This window comes from Streptomyces sp. NPDC093149 (assembly GCF_044754145.1).
GTDB lineage: Bacteria > Actinomycetota > Actinomycetes > Streptomycetales > Streptomycetaceae > Streptomyces.
Genome location: NZ_JBIVON010000022.1, coordinates 24,205 through 43,522 on the forward strand (window position 1 = coordinate 24,205; position 19,318 = coordinate 43,522).

Below are 19,318 nucleotides of genomic sequence, written 5' to 3' on the forward strand. Positions count from 1 at the left end.
TGTCGGGTGTGCGGGTCCGTGGTCAGTGCTCGACCGTGACGTCCATGTACGGCGGGAAGCCCTGCAGGTGGGTGCCGTCGTGTTCGAGGACGGACACGTCGCCGTTCCTGCCGACCTCGCGGAAGCCGGAGAACTTGTAGGTGACGAACATGGTCCGGTTGCGGCTGGTGGGCACGAACTCGGCGCGCAGCTTGACGCCCGCGTCGTGGGCGCTGCGGATCAGGTGGTTGAGCAGGACGGAGCCGACGCCGCGCGACATGACGCGGCAGGACATCAGCAGCAGCTTCACGGTCCATGCGTCGTCGCCGCGTTCGACGAGGGCGAGGCCGATCTTGCCGTAGGTGCCGTAGGTGTCCTCCAGTGCGGCCACGAGGAGGTCGTGTTCGGGCGAGCGGCGGAAGGCGTCGAGCTCCTCGTAGGAGTAGGTGTAGCCGGTGGCGTTGAGCTGGTTGGTGCGTACGGTCAGCTCTTCGGCGCGCTGGAGGTCGCGTTCCTGGGCGGGCGCGATGGTGAAGCGCATGCCGAGCGAGGCGAGGAAGTCCTCGTCGGTGCCCTGGTGGGCGTCCTCGGCGTGCTTGCGTCGGATGTCGGCGCGGTAGAGGTGGCGGCGCTCGCGGGAGTCGGCGGTGACGAAGCGGGGCCGCATCTCGGGCAGGTCGGGGATGCCCGGGGCGTCGAGGGCGTCGATGCACAGCATCTGCGGGTGGGCGAAGCCGACCTCGTCGCGTTCGAAGGGCTGGTCGTCGACGAAGGCCAGGGTGTCGATGCCGATGTTGATGGCCTCGGCGACCGCCCTGACGGAGTCCGACTTGTTGCCCCAGTGGATCTGCGGGTGGAGGAAGTACTCGGCGATGCCGAACTCCGTCAGCTTCGCCATGGCCGCGTCGTGGTCGTTGCGGCTGGCGATCGAGTGGAGGATGCCGCGCTCGTCGAGTGTGCGGATCGCCTCCACGACGGCGGGGCGCAGGGTGACGTCGCCGTCCTCCAGCAGCACCCCGTCCCACACCGTGTTGTCGAGGTCCCACACCACGCACTTGACGGTCGTCACGGTCGTCGTCATCGGTCACTCCTCGGTCCGCGTTCCTGGAACGCGTACTCGGCGAGCCCCACCTGGTGGAGCTGTGCGCTGCCCTCGATGATCTCCATGACCCTGGAGTCCCCGAGGAGACGCTGGACGGGGTAGTCGGAGCTGCAGCCGTTGGCGCCGTGGATCTGGACGGCGTCCGCCGCGGCGCGGCCGGCGGCGGTGGCGGCGAAGTACTTGGCCGTGGAGGTCGCGGCCAGGGCGCCCGGGTGGCGCTCGTCGCGCAGCCGTCCGGCCTCCAGACACAGCAGCCGGGCGGCGTGCGCGTCCGTGTACATGTTGCTGATCATGCGTCTGACGAGCTGGTGTTCCTTGATGAGGGAGCCGAACTGCTCGCGGGTCGCGGCGTAGTCGGCGCTCGCCTCCAGGCAGGCGTCGAGGATGCCGACGCAGCCCCAGCCGACGGTGTAGCGGCCGAGGTCGAGGGCGGCACCGACCACGTGGGAGACGCCGAGTCCGGGCCTGGCCAGTGCGTTGCCGGCCGGTACGCGGCAGTCGTCGAAGTACACATGGGCCGTCATCGAGGCCCGGATGCCGATCATGTCCTCGATCGGTTCGGTCCGCAGTCCGGGGGTGTCCCGCTCCACGAGCAGGGCCGTGGGCCCTTCCGCCGAGCGGCCGACGACCAGGAACAGGTCGGCGCTCTCCCCGTACGTGATCCATTTCTTGTGGCCGTCGGCCACCCAGTCGTCGCCGTCGCGGACGAGCCGGGTGGTGACCGCCGAGGCGTCGCTGCCCGCGCCCGGTTCGGACACGGCGAGTGCGCCGATGCGTTCGCCGCGGGCCAGCCGGGGCAGCCAGGTCTCCTTCTGGGAGCGGCTGCCCCAGCGGGCGATCGCGTGCGCCACCATCGTGTGGACGGTGAGCAGGCTGCGGAGCGAGGAGCAGGCCCGGCCGAGTTCACCGGCGAGCAGGCCGAGGGTGACCGCGTCGCAGCCACCGCCGCCGTACTCCTGGGCGACGGGCAGCCCGAGCAGGCCCTCGTCGGCGAGGAGCCGGATGATCTCGGGCGGGGTGCGCTGGGCCCGGTGGTAGGCGTCGGCGTGGGGTGCGATGTGGCGGTCGGCGAAGGCCCGGAATTCCTTCCGGTCCTGTGCCTGCTGGGCTGTGAGCGCTCCGGTCATCGTCGTCGTGTCCGCTCTCGTCCTACTGCGGGACCAGGACGGACTGTTTGCGGGCGACGAATGCGTCGAGGGCGCCGATGGAGCGGAAGTACTCCAGCTCCAGGTCCTCGTTCTCGACCGTGATGCCGAACTCGTGCTCCACGAAGGAGACGAGCTGCATCGCGAACATCGAGCTGACGAAGCCGAGTTCGAAGATGTCGTCGTCGTCCTTCAGGTCCTGAACCGGGAAGAAACGGGAGAGGTATTCCGCGATCCTGGCCCTGTTGTCCGTGCTCATCTCTTCATCCGTCCTGTTGTCGTGGTGTGCGGCGCCGGGTGACCGGCAGGTCAGTGGTACTTGTGGAATCCCTCGCCGCTCTTTCGCCCGAGCAGGCCGGCGGCGACCATCTTCTTGAGGAGCGGGGCCGGCCGGTACTTGCTGTCGTTGAAGCTCTCGTAGAGCACCTCGACGGACTTGAGAATGGTGTCGAGGCCGATCAGGTCGGCGGTCTCCAGCGGGCCCATCCGGTGGTCGAAGCAGGTCTGGAAGATCCGGTCGACGTCGGCTGCGGGGGCCACGCCGTCCTGGACCAGGAAGGCCGCCTCGTTGATGGTGAGCATGAGGACCCGGTTGGAGACGAAGCCGGGCACGTCCTCGACGACGATGCACTCCTTGCCCATGCCGGCGAGGAAGCGGCGGGCGGTGTCGATGGTCTCGGGCGTGGTGTGGTGGCCGCGGATCACCTCGACCATCGGCTTCATCGGCACCGGGTTCATGAAGTGCATGCCGATGACCCGCTCGGGGCGCGTGGTCACCGAGCCGACGCGGGTGATGGAGATCGCCGAGGTGTTGACGGCGAAGACCACGTCGGGGCGGACGATGCGGTCGATCCGCTCGTACACCTGCTGCTTGATGCCCCAGTCCTCGGTGACGTTCTCGACGACGAAGTCGGCCTTGGCCAGCAGTTCGTAGTCGGTGGTGAACTCGATCTTCTCGAAGACCGCCGCCGGGTCGACGCCGGAGCCCTTGTTGAACAGGGCGTAGGCGCGCAGGCTGTTGCGCAGCTCGCGGCGTGCGTTGTCGAGCACCTCGTCGGAGATGTCGACGAGCACCACCCGGTGACCGGTCTGTGCGAGATTCTGTGCGACACCGACGCCCATGACGCCCGCGCCGACGACTCCTGCCGTGGTGAATTCCATGTCGTACGACTCCGTTAGCGTGCGCCGCGTACGGCGTAGATGTTGTGGATGTCCGTGCCGACGTACAGCTCGTCCTGTTCGGCCCTGACCGTGAAGCCGCGGTTCTCCAGCAGTTCGACCAGGCGGCGGACCTCGCCGTCCGCGTCGTGTGCCTCCAGCACCATCTGCTGGATCTTGGGCCAGTCCTCGTCGGCGATGCCGTCGATGACCTGGCGCTCGCTCTTCTGCACGTCGATCTTGATCAGGTCGATGCGCTCGATGCCCTGCTCGCGGATGACGGCGCTGAGCGGGCGCAGCGTGGCGGTGAACTCGATCGCCTCGAAGCGGACGTCGAGCAGCTCGTCGGAGGAGACCAGTTCGGCGATCTCGGCGTCGGCCTCGGTCTTCTGCTGGTTGGCGATGATCGTGCGCAGGTTGTGCTTCTCCTCCGCGTCGTCCGGGTGGAACGAGGACATGCCGGAGCTGCGCGGGTAGAAGGTGAAGTTCGCCTCTGTCTCGGTGTCGGAGATGCCGATGTTGAAGAGCTGGGCGTTGACGCCGTGCTCGGTCACGTTCTGGCTCAGCAGCTCGAACATCGGGGGTGCGGGCTCGAAGGTGAAGACGCGTACGTCCTTCGCCTCGTAGTGCGCGAAGAGGGTGAACAGGCCGATGTTCCCGCCGACGTCGACGACCGTGGCACCGTCCGGGAGGAAGATGCCGTTCTTGGCGTACGTGCGGTGGTCGAAGATGTCCTCGTAGAAGTGGCGGGTCTCCGCCTCGTTCTGGTGGGACACCGTCAGGCCGTTCGGCAGGGTGAAGCGGGCCAGGGAGTTGCCGGTGTGCGAGGAGCCCTCGGGCCGGGCCAGCTCGGCGCCGGCACGCAGGGTGTCGATCGCGGTCGCCATCCGGGACAGGGTGGCCCACTCGTAGACCTGGCGCAGCGAGAGCTCGGCGCCGAAGGTCCGCTTGACGCGCAGGATCAGGCGGGTGGCGAGCAGCGAGTTGCCGCCGACCTCGAAGAAGCTGACGTCGTGCGGGAGCCGGTCGGTCTTCAGCAGCCTGGCCCACAGGCCGTGCAGTTCCTGCTCGGTGGCGGTCGAGGTGTGTTCCTCGGTGTCCCGGGCGGCCGTCGTGGCGCCGTCGGCCACGATGTCCAGCTCGGAGGCGGGGAAGCCGGCCCAGTCGATGTCGGCGCCGGCGAGCCAGAGCCGGCCCAGGGCCTTGAGTGCCACGGCTGAGTCGGACCGGTTCTCCAGCGGGTGGCGCATGGAGGCGACGACGGTGCCTGCCGCGCTGCCGCGGGCCACGGTGGCCATGCTGCTCAGCGTCTGGCCGGGGCCGGTCTCCAGCAGCAGGTCGGCGGCGCCGAGGGCGTTCAGTCCGTCGGCGAAGCGGACCGGGCTGACCAGGTGGCGGGCCCAGTAGCCGGGGTCCGTGGCCTCCTGGTCGGTGATGATCCGGCCGGTGACGTTGGAGATGTACGGGATGCGGGGCGTGTTCAGGGTCAGGGTCCGCGCCAGTTCGGTGACCTCGTCGGCGATGGGCTGCATCATCGAGGAGTGGAAGGCGTGGGTGGACTGCACCCGGCGGTGGACGACACCCTGTCGGGTGAGGCCCTGTTCCAGGGTCTCGACGGCGGGCACCGGCCCGGCCACCACGCAGAACTCGGTGCCGTTGACGGCGGAGAGCGAGACGTCGGTGCCGAGCTGCGGGCGGACCTGCTCCTCCGGGAGCATCACGGCGAGCATGGCGCCCTGCGGCAGTGTGTCGATGAGTGCGGCGCGGCGGGCCACCAGGGTCAGCGCGTCGTTCAGGGACAGCACGCCGGCGAGGGTCGCCGCGACGTACTCGCCGAGGCTGTAGCCGATCATGATCGAGGGCCGGGCGCCCCAGGATTCCCAGAGCCTGGCCAGGGCGTACTCGATGACGAAGAGCGCCGGCTGGGCGAAGCGGGTGGCGTTCAGCCTGCGTTCGTTCTCGCTCTGCTCGGCCGTGTCGCGGCCGAGCATGCGGCGCAGGTCGACGGCCGGGGCGGGGTGTGCCCCGGGTGCCGGGGCGGGGAAGACGATCTCGCGGATGTCCAGGCCCAGTTCGGGGGCGAGGGCGTCGGCGCAGTTGTCGACGGCGTCGCGGAAGACCGGGAAGTCGCGGTAGAGATCGCGGCCCATGTCCAGGTAGTGGTCGCCGAGGCCGGGGAACATGAAGGCGACGGACGCGGTGGTCCCGGCGGACGCTTCGGCGCCCAGTTCCGTCGCCCCGCCCTCACCGGCGAGCACGGCGCCGCGGTGGCCGCCGTCGGCACTGCCGAGGGTCCGGATCCGGACGGGTGCGTCCTCGTGGGCCGGGGACGCGGTGTACCGGGCCTTGAGCCCGGCGAGTCCGGCGTCCAGGGATGTGCCGCTGGCACCGCTGACCAGGGCGAGGTGCCACAGCACCGGCCCGTCGGACGGCGGGGCCGTCCGGTCGTGGGTCTCCTCGGCTGTGATCGTGTTGGGGCTCATGCCTCTCCTAGAGGTCTCTCGGCCGGCCGGAAAGAGTCGAGCGCCCACTGCTGCCGCTCCGTTCCCCTCCGAGGAAGTCCGTCGCGGCAACTCTCACGGCGACGGCTAGAGCGGGGCCGGAGCAGCGGTGGACGCCCCACCGTGCCGGGCATTCAGTGTTGATTCGGCAGAAAAGGTCTGGGCGTGGAAGGCTGTGCCGGTGTGAAGGGTCCGGTCACAGGACGCGGATCGCGGACTCCGCGTGGCGCTTGGCCAGGTCGAGGGTGGCCGTGGAGTTCCGGCCGAGTGCCTCGCGGACGTGGCGACGGGCCCGGGCGAGGTCGGCGCCCTCGCCGAGCACGCTCTCGATGGCCTCCTCGCGCAGCACCACGCTGTGCTGGGAGATGACCGTCACGCCGGACTCGTCGGGCAGCACCGACCATTCACCGGTGTGCGCGTCCATCAGGGCGGGGGTGGTGGTCTGCTTGTAGACGATGCGGCCCGCGTGCGGGAAGCAGACCCGTACCGACTCCGTGAGGTGGGCCGAGCCGTCCGCGGTGCGGGTGTCCATCGCCATGACCTGGACGCCGGGGGTGTCCTCGGTCAGTTCCAGGCGTGCCACGTGCGGGATGAGTTCGGGCCAGTCGTTCACCCGGTACAGGAAGTCGTAGACCAGCTCGGCCGGGCCCTTGACCCGTACCGCGTCCTCGAAGGACAGGACGAGTTCGTCGAGCCGGGTCCAGCGCTCGGCAAGCCGCTTCACATGGTCCAGTTCCGCACCCGAGTTGGTGTCGATCGCCAGTTCCACCCAGGCCACGTCCTCGGGCCGGTCGCCGTTCACCGTGAAGTCGTGCAGCAGGGTCAGCAGGCTCGTGCCGCCGGTCCGCTCCTCGACGGTCCAGGTCCCGTTCATCGTCTCGACCGGGGCCTGCGGGTGCTGCTGGCGGAAGTCGATCCGCCGCGTCTGCGGGTCCTGCACGCGCCGTGAGATCCACGAACGGATCTGTCCGTTGGCCGTCGCCCACATCCGCAGCCGTTCGTTGCGCCCGTCGAACTCCAGCCGCTCGACGTGGACGTTCGGCGGGAAGAACAGCGGCCACTGCACGGCGTTCGAGATCAGTCCGTAGACGACCCCCGCCGGTGCGGCCACCTCGACCGAATGCGCCGTACGGTGCACACGCTCACCCGACACCACACATCACCTCTTTCTCGCGGATTCAGAAATTGCCCAGTCCGCCACAGACGTTGAGCGCCTGTGCGGTGATCGAGGCGGCGGAACCGGAGGCCAGATAGCCGACCAGTCCCGCGACCTCTTGCGGTGTCGAGTAGCGGCCGAGCGGGATCTTCGCCTCGAACTGCTCCTGCACGGCTTCCTCGGTGGTGTCCCAGGCCGCCGCGTACCCCTGGCGCACCCGCTGTGCCATCGGCGTCTCGACGTAGCCGGGGCAGACCGCGTTGACCGTGACGCCCGAGGGGGCCAGCTCGCGGCCCAGCGCCTTGGTGAAGCCGACGACCCCGTGCTTGGAGGCGCTGTACGGGGCGCCGAGCAGCACGCCCTGTTTGCCGGCCGTCGAGGCGATGTTGATGATCCGCCCGTGTCCGGTGTCCATGAGGCCGCCGTTCTTGAGCACCTCACGTGTCACCAGGAAGACGCTGTTGAGGTTGGTGTCGATGACGTCGTACCAGACCTCGTCGGCGATGTCGGCGGTGACGCCGCCGCCGCTGCGCCCGGCGTTGTTGACCAGCACGTCGATGCGTCCGTACGTCTCGACGGCGGCGTTCACGAGCGCGGCCACGGATTCGCGGGAGCGGACGTCGGCCGCCAGTCCGTCGGCTTTCAGGCCCTCGTTCCTGAGGTCCTCGACGGTCTGCTCGACGTCCGGTTCGGTGCGTGCGCACAGGAAGACGCGGTGCCCGGACCGGCCGAGCTGCCGGGCCACCGCCAGTCCGATGCCGCTGGTGGCTCCGGTGATCAGGGCGACGGGTTCGTCGTCGGTCACGGTCAGTGCTCCTTCAGCCGGTGGGTGGGGTCGGTCAGTACGAGTCGCGGCTCGGGCCGGGCCGCGTCGGCGAGCGGCTCGGCCGGCCGCAGCGGGGCGAGCGCCCGGCCCAGGGCGGCCCGGGTCAGGGCGGTGGCGCGCGCGGCGGTGTAGCCGTCGGGGCGCACCAGCAGCCAGCCGCCCGGCGCCAGGCCGAGTGCCGTGCGCAGCCGTCCGTCCGGGTCGGTGAGCGGGGCGGGTCCGTCGGGTCCGGTGCCGCCGACGGTGCGCACCGACAGCCACTCGGAGTACTGGGCGGCGGCCGTGATGGCCACGCCCACCGGGACGTCCCCGGGGCCGGTGCCGCCTGCGGCGAGCAGCAACGACCAGCGGGGGTCGCGGAGTTCGGCGCGCAGTCCGGCGCAGCCGGGGTCGTCCGGGTCGTGGACCGGGGCCTTGGTGACCCGTTCGCCGGGCCCGGGTGCCGGGGTGGGTTCGGCGCCGGACATCACGGCGGCCATGGAGAGCACGGCGGTGCCGGGTACGTGGTGGAAGGTGTCGATGGTGGTCAGGGACGACTCGCCGTAGCCGATGCGCAGCCCGGACATGCCGCCGAGCACCTTGCGCTGGATGGCCCGGCGCAGCGGGGTCACGTTGCGTACGACGGTGAAGACGACGGGCAGTGCCACCGAGGCGAGCATGTTCTTCAGCTGGACGAGGAAGGTGGCGGCCCGGGTGGAGCCGAGCAGGGCCCGGCCGATCGGCACCCGCTCCTCGCCGTAGGTGTCCAGGAGTTCCGGGCCCGCGTGGCCGCGCTCGACCATGGCCAGCTTCCAGCCGAGGTTGTACGCCTCCTGGATGCCGGTGTTCATGCCCTGTCCGGAGGCGGGGCTGTGGACATGCGCGGCGTCCCCGGCGACGAGGACGCGGCCCTCGCGCATCCGCTGCACCATCCGCTGCTGGAAGGTGAAGACGGAGGTCCACTCGCTCTCGCCGACCCGGACCCGGCGGCCGAGCCCGGCCGACAGTTTCTCGGTGAGCCGCTCCTCGACGGGGCGCGGGTCGGTGTCCCGCCCGACGGGTGCGGTGTCCAGCAGCCGCCAGTGTCCCTGGCGGGCGTAGGGCACCATCATCAGTGCCTGTCCGCCCGTGTGGGCCCAGTAGATGGTGTCGGGCGGCAGGTCGGTGGTGACCGGTGCGTCGGCGAGCATCCAGGTCTCGCCCGCCCCGCCGACCAGTTCCAGGCCGAGCAGTTTGCGTACGGTGCTGTGGCCTCCGTCGCATCCCACGAGCCAGGACGTCTCGACGCTCTCCTCGGTGCCGTCCGAGCTGCTCAGGCTCACCCGTACGGAGTCGGTGTCCTGCTCGAAGGCGGTGAGCCGGACCCCCCACTCGGTCTCGACGCCGAGGCGGGCCACGGCCTCGCGCAGCACCTCTTCCGTCTCGGTCTGACCGATGACGAGGGTGTACGGGTAGGAGGTCGGCATCGTGGCGTAGTCGGCCTCCAGCCGCACCGGCCGGCGCCCCTCGGCGTACATGGTGAACGCGCGGTTGCGGCGGCCCCGTACGAGCATGTCGTCGACGATGCCCATCTGGTCGTACGTCTCCAGGGTGCGCGGATGCGTGGCCACGGCCCTGCTGGTGCGGGCGGGGCCGGCGGCGGCGTCGACGAGCCGTACCCGCAGGCCCCTGCGGGCCAGTTCGTGGGCGGCGGTCAGACCGACGGGGCCGGCGCCCGCGACGATCGCGTCGGGCCGGTCGGTGGTCATGCGCCCTCCTCGGCCGTTTCGTGGAGCCTGCGCTCGGGCGTCGCCGGCGGCCCGAGGTTCTTGGCGGTGAGGAGGGCGTCGATGGCGCCGTGCACGGTCGGCTTGTTGGCGAAGGTCACCATGGTCTGCTCCTGGTGGTGGGGCGGATGCGGTCGCTCGGCGGCGGCGCGGGCCTTCAACTGCTTTCGCAGGGCGCGTCGTTCGGGCTTTCCGGTGGGGGTGCGGGGCACGGCCTCCAGCGCCTCGGCGAGGCGGATCCTCTCGAAGTCCCCGAGCCGCTCGTTGGCGCGTGCGGTGATCGATTCGAGGACGTCGGGCACCGGGGTTTGTCCGGACCCGTCGTGTCCGGCGTGCGGTCCGGGCCCCGGGTCGTCGCGCAGGACGATCCCGGCCCAGACGAGGCCGCCGTGCACGTCGTCGGGCCAGTCGGCGACGATGCAGTCGGCGACCCGCGAATCCTCGCCGATGACCCGTTCGACCCGGCTCGGCGAGACGATTTCGTTGTCGTACTTGAAGATGTCGGCGAGCCGGTCCACCAGGCGCAGCGCTCCGTCGTCGTCGAGGTAGCCGATGTCGCCGGTGGAGAACCAGCCGTCCTCGTCGATCCGGGACGGCTGTGCGTCGCCGAGGTAGCCGGCCATCAGCTGCGGGCCCCTGACCTGAACCTCTCCGGTGGACCAGACCTCGACCGGGGTGCGCGAGTCCACGTCGACGAGGCGGCACTCGGTCCCGGGGACGGTCTCGCCGACCTCGCCCGCCCGGTGGCGCTCGGGCCGCTGGCAGTGGGTGAGCGGGGAGAGCTCGGCCATGCCGTAGCCCTGGATGACGGGGACGCCGAGCCGGTCGCGCAGGGCGCGCGCCGCCTGGGGCCGCAGTCCGGAGCCGCCGGAGAGCACGGCCGTCAGGCGGGTGCCGGCGGGCACGGCCGGTGCGGTGGCGGTCAGGCGCTCGTCGGTGGCGAGGCGGTGCAGCCGGGCGGGGAGTCCGTAGTAGTGGGTGGCGCCGGCCGCGGCGGCCGCGGCGAGCGAGGCGAACGGGTCGGGGTCCGGGCAGAGCACCTGGCAGGACCCGGCGTACACCGCCGAGTTGAGGTGCATGATGTGGTAGAGCGGCAGGTGGTTGAGGGTGACCGACGTCTGGTCCAGGCGGTGGGCGAGAGCGGTCTGCTTCGCGTTGGCGACCAGGTTGCGGTGGGTCAGCAGGACGCCCTTGGGGCGGCCGGTGGTGCCGGTGGTGAACTGGACGCAGGCGATCGACGCCGGGTCGAACGGGCCGTGTCCGGGAGCGTCCGGTGCCGACTCCAGCGCCACGTGCAGCGGCACCGTGTCGCCCGGTGTCACCCCGTCCGGTGCGTCGGTCACCACGACGGTGCGGAGCCGGGGCAGTGCGCCGCGCATCGTGGTGAGCAGCTCGGCGGTGGCCGCGGGGACGAACGCCGTCTCCACCTCGGCGGTGGCGAGGACGTGCCGCAGCCCGTCCTCCCCCGCCAGCGGGTTGACCAGGACGGCGGTCGCACCGCTGCGGACCGTGCCGTAGTAGGTGGCGGCGAAGACCGGGGCGAGGACATGGGCGACGCCGATCCGTACGCCCTTCGGGCCCGGGTTCTCCCGCTGCAGCCAGCCGGCGACGCGATCGGCCAGCGCGTCCAGCTCGCCGAAGCCGAGGGCCGTGTCCGCGGTCCGTACGGCGATGCCGTCGGGGTCGCGCACGGCTGCCCTGCGCAGCAGACCGTCCAGCGGAAGGTCCGGGAAGGTGAAGTTCGGCATGGCTCGTTCTCCTCCGGCTGGTCGGTGTGCGGCTGCCGTTCCACAGGCTGCGGTTCACACGTTCGACCGGGGCGCTTGAGGAATCTTCGAAGAGCGCTCGATCTGTGCCGCAGAGAGTGTCCGCATCCGATGGAACGGAGGGCCGGTCACATGACCACCGGGATGCTCAGCCGCACCGCAGGCGACACCGCAGCCGAAGCCGTCTTCGGGGCACCCGCCGAGGTGCTCGCCGAAGCGGAGTTCGGCGTCCTGTACGCGCAGATCCAGCAGTTCTACGCGCACCAGATGCAGCTCTTCGACTCGCACGAGGCCGAGCGCTGGGCGGGCACCTTCACCGAGGACGCCGTCTTCGACGTACCGACACTGGACGAGCCGGTGCGCGGACGCGCCGCTCTGGCGTCGAACGTGCGGCGCAACAAGGCCCAGCAGGCCCGCGGCGGGGAGCGGTTCAGGCACTGGATCGGCATGCTCGACCTGCGGCCGCAGGCCGACGGGACGCTGCGCACACGCTGCTACGCGCTGGTGTACGTGACACCGGGCCAGAGCGGATCGGCGGTGCACCGGGTCTGCGTCATGGAGGACGTGCTCGTCCGCTCGCGCGGCAAGTGGCGCACCCGCCACCGCGTCGTGACCCGCGACGACCTCGGCTGAGGAACAGCCGCACCGGCCCCATGGGCCCTTGAGACCAGGAGATCAGATGACGACGTATGCGACCGAGCCGCGGCTCGGCACCGACCAGGCCGCGCTCTATGTGGAGGTCCAGCAGTTCTACGCCCGGCAGGTCCGGCTGCTCGACGATCTGCGGGCGGACGAGTTCGCCGCCACGTTCACCGCGGACGGGGTGTTCGCGCCGTCACCCGGGCTTCCGCCGGTGCGCGGCCGCGAGGCCATCGCGGCGGCGCTGCGCGCCGCGCACGCCCGGCGTTTCGGCACCGAGCCGGTGCAGCGCCGGCACTGGTACAACATGCTGCGCGTGGACCCGGGGCCGGACGGCTCCCTGGTCACGCATTACTACACGCTGGTGATGGTCAGCCGCCCCTGGGACCCGGCGCCGGTCGTCGCGCCGAGCAGTGTGGTGGAGGACGTGCTGGTGTACGAGGACGGGGAGCTGTGCACGCGTGAGCGGCGCATCACCCCCGACCACCAGTCTTTTTGACGTTACGTCAGGCGTGGCAGGCGGGCCGCCCGCCGTGGTGCTCGGACATCTCGCGGAACAGCGCCGGGATGTCCAGCGGATCGCCGGGCGCCGCGCCGCGCTCCTCCGCGTAGGCGCGGTGCAGGTTGGGCACCAGCCGCTCGGCGTCCAGCAGGCCGGCGTACGGGCCGGGGCCCGCTTCGCGCGCGACCTGGAGCGGGGTGAGCCCAGCGGCCAGTCCTTCCCGGGCGAGCTGCTGGAGGCGCAGCAGATATCCCTCGTTGTCGTCGAACAGTCCGGGCCCGCCCACCGGTCCGTGGCCCGGCACGACCGTGCGGGCTCCGAGTGTGCGCAGGGTCCGCAGCGCGGCCAGGGAGCCGGAGACCGAGCCCATCGGGCAGAACGGTGTGGCGCCCGACATGACCAGGTCGCCGGTGAAGACCACGCGCTGTCCGGGCAGCCATACGACGGTGTCGCCGGTGGTGTGCGCGGTCCCCGGGTGGATCAGTTCGGCCCGCAGGGAGCCCACGTGCAGTGTCATGCGGTCGTGGTAGGTGATGCTCGGGGGCACGATCTCCAGGTCGCCCCAGTGCACGTCGGGCCACAGCCCGGCCATGTGCAGTCCGGCCGCCGCGATGTCGGTGCGCGCCCGCTCGTGGCCGATGACGACGGCCTCGGGGAAGACGAAGTTGCCGAAGGTGTGGTCGCCGTGGAAGTGGGTGTTGACCACCAGGCGTGGCGGGCCGCCCGCGGCCCGCAGCGCCTGCGCGCGCAGGTGCCGGGCCCGTGTCTCGGTGGCAGCGGTGTCGACGAGGAGGCCGTCGCCGCCGTCGGCGATCACTCCGGCGTTGTTCAGGCACCAGCCGCCGTCGGGCTGAACGTAGGCGAAGACGCCGTCGGCGATCTCCGTGAGCCGGGGTGTTCTCGTCTCCCCGGCCCGGCGGGCGGGTCGGGTGTGTGGCATGTTCGGCTCCTTGCGGGGCAGCCCTTTGCCGGGGCCGCGGCGGCGGACAAACCGGTCCGCCGGTGCGAGCCCGGTAGGGCCCGTGCCGGTGACGCGCGTGTTTGTGCGCCGCTCTTGGGGGACGTCGCCGTTCATCGGGCGGCGGCCCGGGCAGACAGGGCGCGGTTGACCAGGTCGAGGTACTGGCGCGGGGTCCTGGCGTCCTCCAGTGCCTCCTCGTCCAGCAGTACGTCGTGGTCGCGCTCGATGACGCCGGTGGTCTGCAGCAGGGCGAGCGAGTCGTAGCCCAGGTCGAGGAAGAGGGTGTCCAGGACGTCGCCGTCCAGGTCGATGCCTTCTTTCTCGCCCGCGCAGGCGCGCAGCAGGGTGGTGAGTTCGGTGAGCTCCAGCCGGTCCACAGAAGTGCCTTTCTCCTCGGTGTTGTTTCAGAGCGTCCGGCGGCGGGGCGCGGTCAGCGCGCGGTGCGCACCACGGTGGCCGCGTTGAAGCCGCCTCGGCCGCGGGCCAGGACCAGTGCGGTCCGCAGCGCGGCCGGGCGCGGCCCGCCGGTCACCAGATCCACGGGGCAGTCGTCGGCGGCCCGTGCCGTGCCGGTCGTCGAGGGGATCACCTGGTCGCGCAGGGCGAGCAGGGCGGCCGCCAGGTCGAGGGCGGAGCCGCCCGCCGAGAGCCGGCCGGTCATCGACTTGGGTGCGGTGACCGGCACCCCGTACGGGCCGAACAGCCCGGCCAGCGCCTGGGCCTCGGCGCGGTCGGCGTTCCGTTCGCCCGCCGCGTCGGCGAAGACCACATCGACTTCGCCGGGGGTGGTTCCGGCGTCCGCCAGGGCCAGTTCGGCGGCGGCCCGCAGCCGGGGCTCCCCGGTGCCGGGCGCCGGGTCGAACGTGGCGGCGCAGCCCGCGATCGTGCCGTGGACGGTGGCGCCGCGAGCGCGGGCGGCGTCCCCGTCCTCCAGGACGAGCAGGGCACCGCCCTCGCCGACGACATGGCCCGACGCCTCGGTGTCGAAGGGCAGATAGGCCCGGTCCGGGTCGTCGCGGGTGCTCAGTGCGCCGTCGGCCAGGTGTGCCGTCCAGCCCCAGGGGCAGATCGCCGAGTCGACTCCGCCGGTGATCACCGCCTGTGTCCCCCTGCGCAGCCGGCGGCGGGCCTGGGCGACGGCGTCGAGGCCGCCCGCCTGCTCGGAGACGATGACTCCGCTGGGGCCGCGCAGTCCGTGCCGGATGGAGATCTGGCCGGAGTTGGCGGCGTAGAACCAGGCGAACGACTGGTAGGCGCCGACGTGCCGGCTGCCCTTGCTCCACAGTGCCTGGAGTTCGTGCTGCCCGAACTCGAAACCGCCGGTGCCGTTGGCGGTGACCACGCCCACCGCGTAGTCGGGCAGCCGGGCCGGGTCGAGGTCCGCGTCGCTCAGTGCCTCGGCCGCTGCGGCGAGCGAGAGGCGGGTCATCCGGTCGGTCTGGGGCAGCAGCCGGTTCGCCACATGGTCCTCGTCGACGAATCCGGTCACCTCCCCGGCCAGGCGCGCGGGATAGCCGCAGGCGTCGAAGCGGGTGACGGGCCCGATGGCGTTCTCGCCGCGCAGCACGGCCGCCCACCACTGTTCGGTGCCGACGCCGCCGGGCGCGACGACACCGATGCCGGTGACGGCCGCTTCCACGCCGCGGGCATCGATCAGCCCGGCTTCCTCGGGAGCCGCGGCGGTCATGCGGCCGCCCCCAGCCGGCGGGTGGTCAGCACCATCGCGCTCTGGAAGCCGCCGAAGCCGCTGCCGACGCTGAGCACGGTGTCGGTGCGCTGCTCCCGTGCAACCAGTGGTGTGCAGTCGAGGTCGCAGGCGGGGTCCGGATCGTGCAGGTTGGCCGTCGGCGGCACGATGTCGTGCGCGATCGCCAGGGCGCTGGCGGCGATCTCCAGGGAGCCGATCGCACCGAGCGAGTGGCCGATCATCGACTTGATCGAGCTGACCGGCACCCGGTGGGCGTGCTCGCCCAGGCTGCGTTTGAACGCCGCCGTCTCGTGCTGGTCGTTCTGCTTGGTGCCCGATCCGTGGGCGTTGATGTAGTCGACGGACGTGCCGTCGAGGCGTGCCTCGTCCAGGGCGACCCGGATCGCCTCGGCCATCTCCCGGCCGTCCAGGCGCAGTCCCGTCATGTGGTAGGCGTTGGACCTGCTCGCGAAGCCGGCGATCTCCGCGTACACATGGGCGCCGCGCCGCAGCGCGTGCCCGTACTCCTCCAGGACCAGCACCGCGCTGCCCTCGCCGAGCACGAAGCCGTTACGGGTGCGGTCGAAGGGGCGGGAGGCGGTCTCCGGTTCGTCGTTGCGCGGGGATGTGGCGCGGATGGCGTCGAAGGACGCCAGGGTGATCGGGGTGACCGGCGCCTCCGAGGCGCCCGCCACCATCACGTCGGCGCTGCCCTCGCGGATGAGTTCGGCGGCGTGACCGAGCGAGTCCAGGCCTGAGGTGCAGCCGGTGGAGACGACCGCGACGGGTCCTTGCGCGCCGACGTCACGGGCCACCTCGGCGGCGATGGAGCTGGGCACGAGGTAGTCGGTGAGCCTGGGCTCGGCCCGGGTGTGGTCCAGCAGCCAGTGGCTGCCGTGCTCGCTGACGTGTGCGTAGCTCTCGTCGAGTCCGGTGCTGCAACCGACCGCGCTGCCCAGGGTGACTCCGGTGCGTTCGGCCCGTTCGGCCGGTGTCAGTCCGCTGTCGGCGACCGCCTCGCGGGCGGCGACCAGGGCGAACTGGGCCGCACGGTCCAGGCGTCGGGCCTCCTGCGGACCGAAGCCGTGGCCGGCCGGGTCGAAGTCGGCCTCGGCCGCGATCTGTGAGCGGAACGAGGAGGCGTCGAAGAGGGTGATGCGGCGGGTCGCGGTGCGGCCCTCGGTCAGCAGTGACCAGAACGCCTTGGTGCCGACCCCGCCGGGGGCGACCACCCCGATCCCGGTGATGACGACGCGTCTCATGGGCTGTCCCCCATGTCTGTCCTCCTGTGGTCGGTGGCGGTCAGCCGCGGGCCGGCACGGTGCGCCGTACGACCCGGCAGGCGCGCCCGAGCAGACGCGGCAGCTCGTGGCCGCGTACGAAGAGGTGGTCTCCGGGCACGGTCCGGGTCACCACCGGTCCCGTGCTCCAGCGCCGCCAGCCCGCCATCACGTCCGGCTGCGCCAGCGGGTCGTGCGTACCGGAGACGACCAGCATCGGCACGGACAGCGGCGCGCCCGCGACCGGTTCGCGGGCGTTGGCCCGCAGGTCGTCGGCGAGGGTCAGGTCGTCGCGGAGCACCGGCAGCACGGCCCGGTGCCAGAGTCCGCCGGGTGCCGCCCCTTCCGGGAGAGCGCCGGCCCCGTCGAGCAGTTCCAGCAGCCGGTCCTCGGACTCCCCTGCGGCGTCGGACAGTTCGGAGGCGGCGTCGGGCGGCGGGCAAGCGCCGAGGGCGAGCAGTGCCGGGCCGGGCAGCCGGGCCTCGTGCAGGGCGCGGGTGACGGTGTAGGCGATCATCGCGCCGAGGCTGTGCCCGTACAGCACGTAGGGAGCGTCCGGCGTCCGGGCGAAGGTGTTCATCACATCGGCCAGCAGTGCCTCGCGCCCGGTGACACGGGGCTCGCGCCGCCTGGCCTCGCGGCCCGGCAGCAGCCTCGGCAGCGGTTCGACGCCGGGGCCCAGATCGCCGGGCCAGCTGTAGAAGGACGAGACGCCGGCTCCGGCGTGCGCGAAGCAGTGCATCCGTACCGGCTGTTCGTCGGCCATCTGCCGTACCTCCTGGGTGTGTTCGCCGGCCGGCCTCAGGGTCGCCGGCCTTCCTCGACAGTGCCTGGAGATCCGCTCGGCTCAGGCCGCGTACAGATCGAAGGTGGAGCCGCGGCGTGGTCCGCTGATGGTGTCCAGCGCCGGGTCGACGGCGAGCATCGCCTGGTGCAGCCGCTGGAGCTGCGGCGAGGGCTCCACGCCCAGGTCCTCGATGAGGCGGGTGCGCAGCCTGCGGTAGACGTCCAGGGCGGTGGCCTGGCGGCCGGAGCGGTACAGCGCCACCATCGCCTGCGAGTGCAGCCCCTCGTGCTGGGGGTGACGTGCTATCAAGTCGGTGAGTTCGGCGAGGAGTTCGCTGTGCCGGCCCAGTCGCAGATCGGTGTCGATGCGCCGCTCCACGGTCACCAGACGGCTCTCCTCCAGGCGCAGGACCTCTATCTCCAGGATCGGTCCGACGCGTACGTCCACGAGGGCCGGGCCGTGCCACATCCCCAGCGCCTCGCGGTACAGGCTCCCGGCCCGGGCGTCGTCGCCGTCGTCGAAGGCGCTCTGCCCCGCCGAGACCAGCTGTTCGTAGCGGTGCACGTCGACGCACTCCTGCGGGATCTGCAGCAGGTAGCCGCCGTGCCGGGTCGCGAGCACCTCCTTGGCGGTGCCGGGCGCGTCCGGTCCCATCGCGGTGCCCAGCCTGCGGCGCAGCTGAAGGATGTACGTCTGCAGTGTGGTCATCGCGCTCTGGGGCAGGTTGGTGCCCCAGATCTCCTCCATGAGCGTGGGCACGGGCATCACCCGGCCCGGGTAGGAGGCGAGCAGCGCCAGAATCTGCCGCGGTTTTCCCGCGGTCGGAACGATCGACACCCCGTTGGCGTCGGCACTCAGTGGACCCAGGACCTGAATCTCCACGATTTCCTCCCCGTTGCCCGGTCGATTCCCCAGTGCCTGTCCGGCGGATCAATGTCGGGCAGGTGCTGGCTCGAAGCTGTTGGCGTTCCGCACGCTAGCTCCGTTCGCCCTACCCGCCCCCGGTCCTCGACCTGCGTTCTAGCGGCCCTCCAACGAGCGGCGGCGGAAAGCCGCTCCGCACACTCGAGAACGTGCGTACACATGCTCGAACCGGGCTCGGAGAAATGATCGCGGGCCTGCGGACCCGCTATCGTCCGGTGTTTTGACCCAAGACCGTGGGACGGAGTCAGCATGGAACTGCGCCTGTTCGTGTTCCACCACGCAGGTGGTTCGCATCTGCCCTACCGGGACTGGCCGGGCCGCTTCCCGGCCGGCTGGGACGTGCGGCTTCTCGATGCCCCCGGCCGCGGTCTGCTGACGAACCGTCCCACCATCGGTGACGCCCTCCAGCTCGTGGACCACTTCCGCGCCGAGCTGGATGCCGAACTCACCGGCCCGTACGCCTTGTTCGGTCACAGCATGGGCGGCCTCATCGCCTATGAGCTCACCCGCAGGGTCCTGGCCGAGAGCCGCACGCCGCCCGTCTGGCTGGGTCTGTCGGCGCGCGGAACGCCCCGCCCGGACGGCGACGGCACCCACCGGCACCTGCTCGACGACGACGGGCTGCGCCGCGAACTGGCGGCGATGGGCGGCACGCCCGCCGCGGTCCTGGAGGACCCCGAGCTGTGGGAGCTGTTCGGCCCGGCCATCCGGGGCGACCTGCGGCTGGTGGAGACCTGGCGCCCGGCGCCCGACCCGGCGCCGCTGCCCGTGCCGCTGTCGGTCTTCGGCGGCACCGCCGACACGGTGGCTCCGCCCGCGCGCCTGGCCGGCTGGGCCGAGCGGTCGGAGCACTTCCTCGGCGTGCATCTGTTCGAGGGCGGGCACTTCTACTTCCAGCCCGACCCCACCGCGCTGACCCGGCAGATCACCGAGGACATCCGGCGTGCGCTCGCACGCGACGGATCCACCCGCGCGGTGCCGCGATGACCGTACTCGGCCCCGGGCCGTCGTGGGCGGCGCGCGGGCCGAATTCCGGCTGCCTGTACCGGGGTGGCCGCCGGGCCGGGGCGCTGGGTGTGTGCGGGCGGGCGCGCCGCGAGCTGATGGACACGCTCCGGCGTCGGGCCGGGACCGGCGCTGCGCGGCCGGGTGGGGGCGTT

Annotated in this window: 18 protein-coding genes; 3 read left to right on the forward strand and 15 right to left on the reverse strand. The window is 71.7% G+C overall.

Translation table 11 applies throughout. The features are described 5' to 3' along the window. Window positions 1–22: 22 nt before the first annotated feature. The 9 genes from ACIQCZ_RS36800 to ACIQCZ_RS36840 all read right to left on the reverse strand — a co-directional run bounded on the left by ACIQCZ_RS36800 (window position 23) and on the right by ACIQCZ_RS36840 (window position 11,360). Complete coding sequence (locus ACIQCZ_RS36800; protein ID WP_402289528.1) at window positions 23–1,060, reverse strand: HAD-IIIC family phosphatase; 1,038 nt, start codon at window positions 1,058–1,060, stop codon at window positions 23–25. After that, a complete protein-coding gene (locus tag ACIQCZ_RS36805; protein ID WP_402289530.1) occupies window positions 1,057–2,208 on the reverse strand; it encodes an acyl-CoA dehydrogenase family protein in 1,152 nt (383 codons plus the stop codon). Before ACIQCZ_RS36805 ends, ACIQCZ_RS36800 begins: the two co-directional genes overlap by 4 nt. A gap of 22 nt (window positions 2,209–2,230) precedes the next feature. Then, window positions 2,231–2,485 (reverse strand): acyl carrier protein, encoded by a 255-nt coding sequence (locus ACIQCZ_RS36810; RefSeq protein ID WP_402289533.1) that lies wholly within the window; start codon window positions 2,483–2,485, stop codon window positions 2,231–2,233. A 50-nt stretch (window positions 2,486–2,535) separates the two neighbouring features. Beyond that, window positions 2,536–3,387 (reverse strand): 3-hydroxyacyl-CoA dehydrogenase family protein, encoded by an 852-nt coding sequence (locus ACIQCZ_RS36815; RefSeq protein ID WP_402289535.1) that lies wholly within the window; start codon window positions 3,385–3,387, stop codon window positions 2,536–2,538. 14 nt (window positions 3,388–3,401) lie between these two features. Beyond that, window positions 3,402–5,867, reverse strand: a complete 2,466-nt coding sequence (locus ACIQCZ_RS36820) for an FkbM family methyltransferase (RefSeq protein WP_402289537.1) — start codon at window positions 5,865–5,867, stop codon at window positions 3,402–3,404. 214 nt (window positions 5,868–6,081) lie between these two features. Continuing rightward, the gene (locus ACIQCZ_RS36825; protein ID WP_402289538.1) at window positions 6,082–7,038 is read right to left on the reverse strand and encodes an aromatase/cyclase; all 957 of its coding nucleotides are present in this window, start codon (window positions 7,036–7,038) and stop codon (window positions 6,082–6,084) included. A gap of 25 nt (window positions 7,039–7,063) precedes the next feature. Beyond that, the gene (fabG, locus tag ACIQCZ_RS36830; protein WP_402289539.1) at window positions 7,064–7,846 is read right to left on the reverse strand and encodes a 3-oxoacyl-ACP reductase FabG; all 783 of its coding nucleotides are present in this window, start codon (window positions 7,844–7,846) and stop codon (window positions 7,064–7,066) included. A 2-nt stretch (window positions 7,847–7,848) separates the two neighbouring features. Further along, window positions 7,849–9,594, reverse strand: a complete 1,746-nt coding sequence (locus ACIQCZ_RS36835; protein WP_402289542.1) for an FAD-dependent oxidoreductase — start codon at window positions 9,592–9,594, stop codon at window positions 7,849–7,851. After that, window positions 9,591–11,360, reverse strand: coding sequence for an AMP-binding protein (locus ACIQCZ_RS36840; protein WP_402289543.1), 1,770 nt, complete (start codon window positions 11,358–11,360; stop codon window positions 9,591–9,593). The genes ACIQCZ_RS36835 and ACIQCZ_RS36840 overlap by 4 nt, the downstream gene beginning before the upstream one ends. A gap of 150 nt (window positions 11,361–11,510) precedes the next feature. Between ACIQCZ_RS36840 and ACIQCZ_RS36845 the strand changes: the two genes are divergently transcribed. Together ACIQCZ_RS36845 and ACIQCZ_RS36850 are read left to right on the forward strand one after the other, a co-directional pair. Continuing rightward, entirely contained in the window at window positions 11,511–12,011 is a 501-nt protein-coding gene (locus ACIQCZ_RS36845) for a nuclear transport factor 2 family protein (RefSeq protein WP_402289545.1), read from the forward strand. 46 nt (window positions 12,012–12,057) lie between these two features. Continuing rightward, a complete protein-coding gene (locus tag ACIQCZ_RS36850) occupies window positions 12,058–12,516 on the forward strand; it encodes a nuclear transport factor 2 family protein (RefSeq protein WP_402289547.1) in 459 nt (152 codons plus the stop codon). Window positions 12,517–12,523: 7 nt separating this feature from the next. On the opposite strand, the gene ACIQCZ_RS36855 is transcribed toward ACIQCZ_RS36850, so the two are convergent. The 6 genes from ACIQCZ_RS36855 to ACIQCZ_RS36880 all read right to left on the reverse strand — a co-directional run bounded on the left by ACIQCZ_RS36855 (window position 12,524) and on the right by ACIQCZ_RS36880 (window position 18,116). After that, on the reverse strand, window positions 12,524–13,459 hold the full coding sequence (locus ACIQCZ_RS36855; RefSeq protein WP_402289549.1) for an MBL fold metallo-hydrolase: 936 nt from the start codon (window positions 13,457–13,459) through the stop codon (window positions 12,524–12,526). A gap of 131 nt (window positions 13,460–13,590) precedes the next feature. Further along, a complete protein-coding gene (locus ACIQCZ_RS36860) occupies window positions 13,591–13,857 on the reverse strand; it encodes an acyl carrier protein (protein ID WP_402289552.1) in 267 nt (88 codons plus the stop codon). A 53-nt stretch (window positions 13,858–13,910) separates the two neighbouring features. Beyond that, the gene (locus tag ACIQCZ_RS36865) at window positions 13,911–15,167 is read right to left on the reverse strand and encodes a ketosynthase chain-length factor (protein ID WP_402289555.1); all 1,257 of its coding nucleotides are present in this window, start codon (window positions 15,165–15,167) and stop codon (window positions 13,911–13,913) included. Then, the gene (locus ACIQCZ_RS36870; protein ID WP_402289557.1) at window positions 15,164–16,429 is read right to left on the reverse strand and encodes a beta-ketoacyl-[acyl-carrier-protein] synthase family protein; all 1,266 of its coding nucleotides are present in this window, start codon (window positions 16,427–16,429) and stop codon (window positions 15,164–15,166) included. The genes ACIQCZ_RS36865 and ACIQCZ_RS36870 overlap by 4 nt, the downstream gene beginning before the upstream one ends. 40 nt (window positions 16,430–16,469) lie before the next feature. Next, on the reverse strand, window positions 16,470–17,213 hold the full coding sequence (locus ACIQCZ_RS36875) for a thioesterase II family protein (protein WP_402289559.1): 744 nt from the start codon (window positions 17,211–17,213) through the stop codon (window positions 16,470–16,472). 81 nt (window positions 17,214–17,294) lie between these two features. After that, window positions 17,295–18,116: a BTAD domain-containing putative transcriptional regulator gene (locus ACIQCZ_RS36880; protein WP_402289561.1), complete on the reverse strand. Its 822-nt coding sequence runs from the start codon at window positions 18,114–18,116 to the stop codon at window positions 17,295–17,297. A gap of 291 nt (window positions 18,117–18,407) precedes the next feature. Between ACIQCZ_RS36880 and ACIQCZ_RS36885 the strand changes: the two genes are divergently transcribed. Next, window positions 18,408–19,145 carry a thioesterase II family protein gene (locus ACIQCZ_RS36885; protein ID WP_402289564.1) on the forward strand — a complete coding sequence of 246 codons (738 nt, stop codon included), beginning with the start codon at window positions 18,408–18,410 and terminating at the stop codon, window positions 19,143–19,145. Window positions 19,146–19,318: the final 173 nt, after the last annotated feature.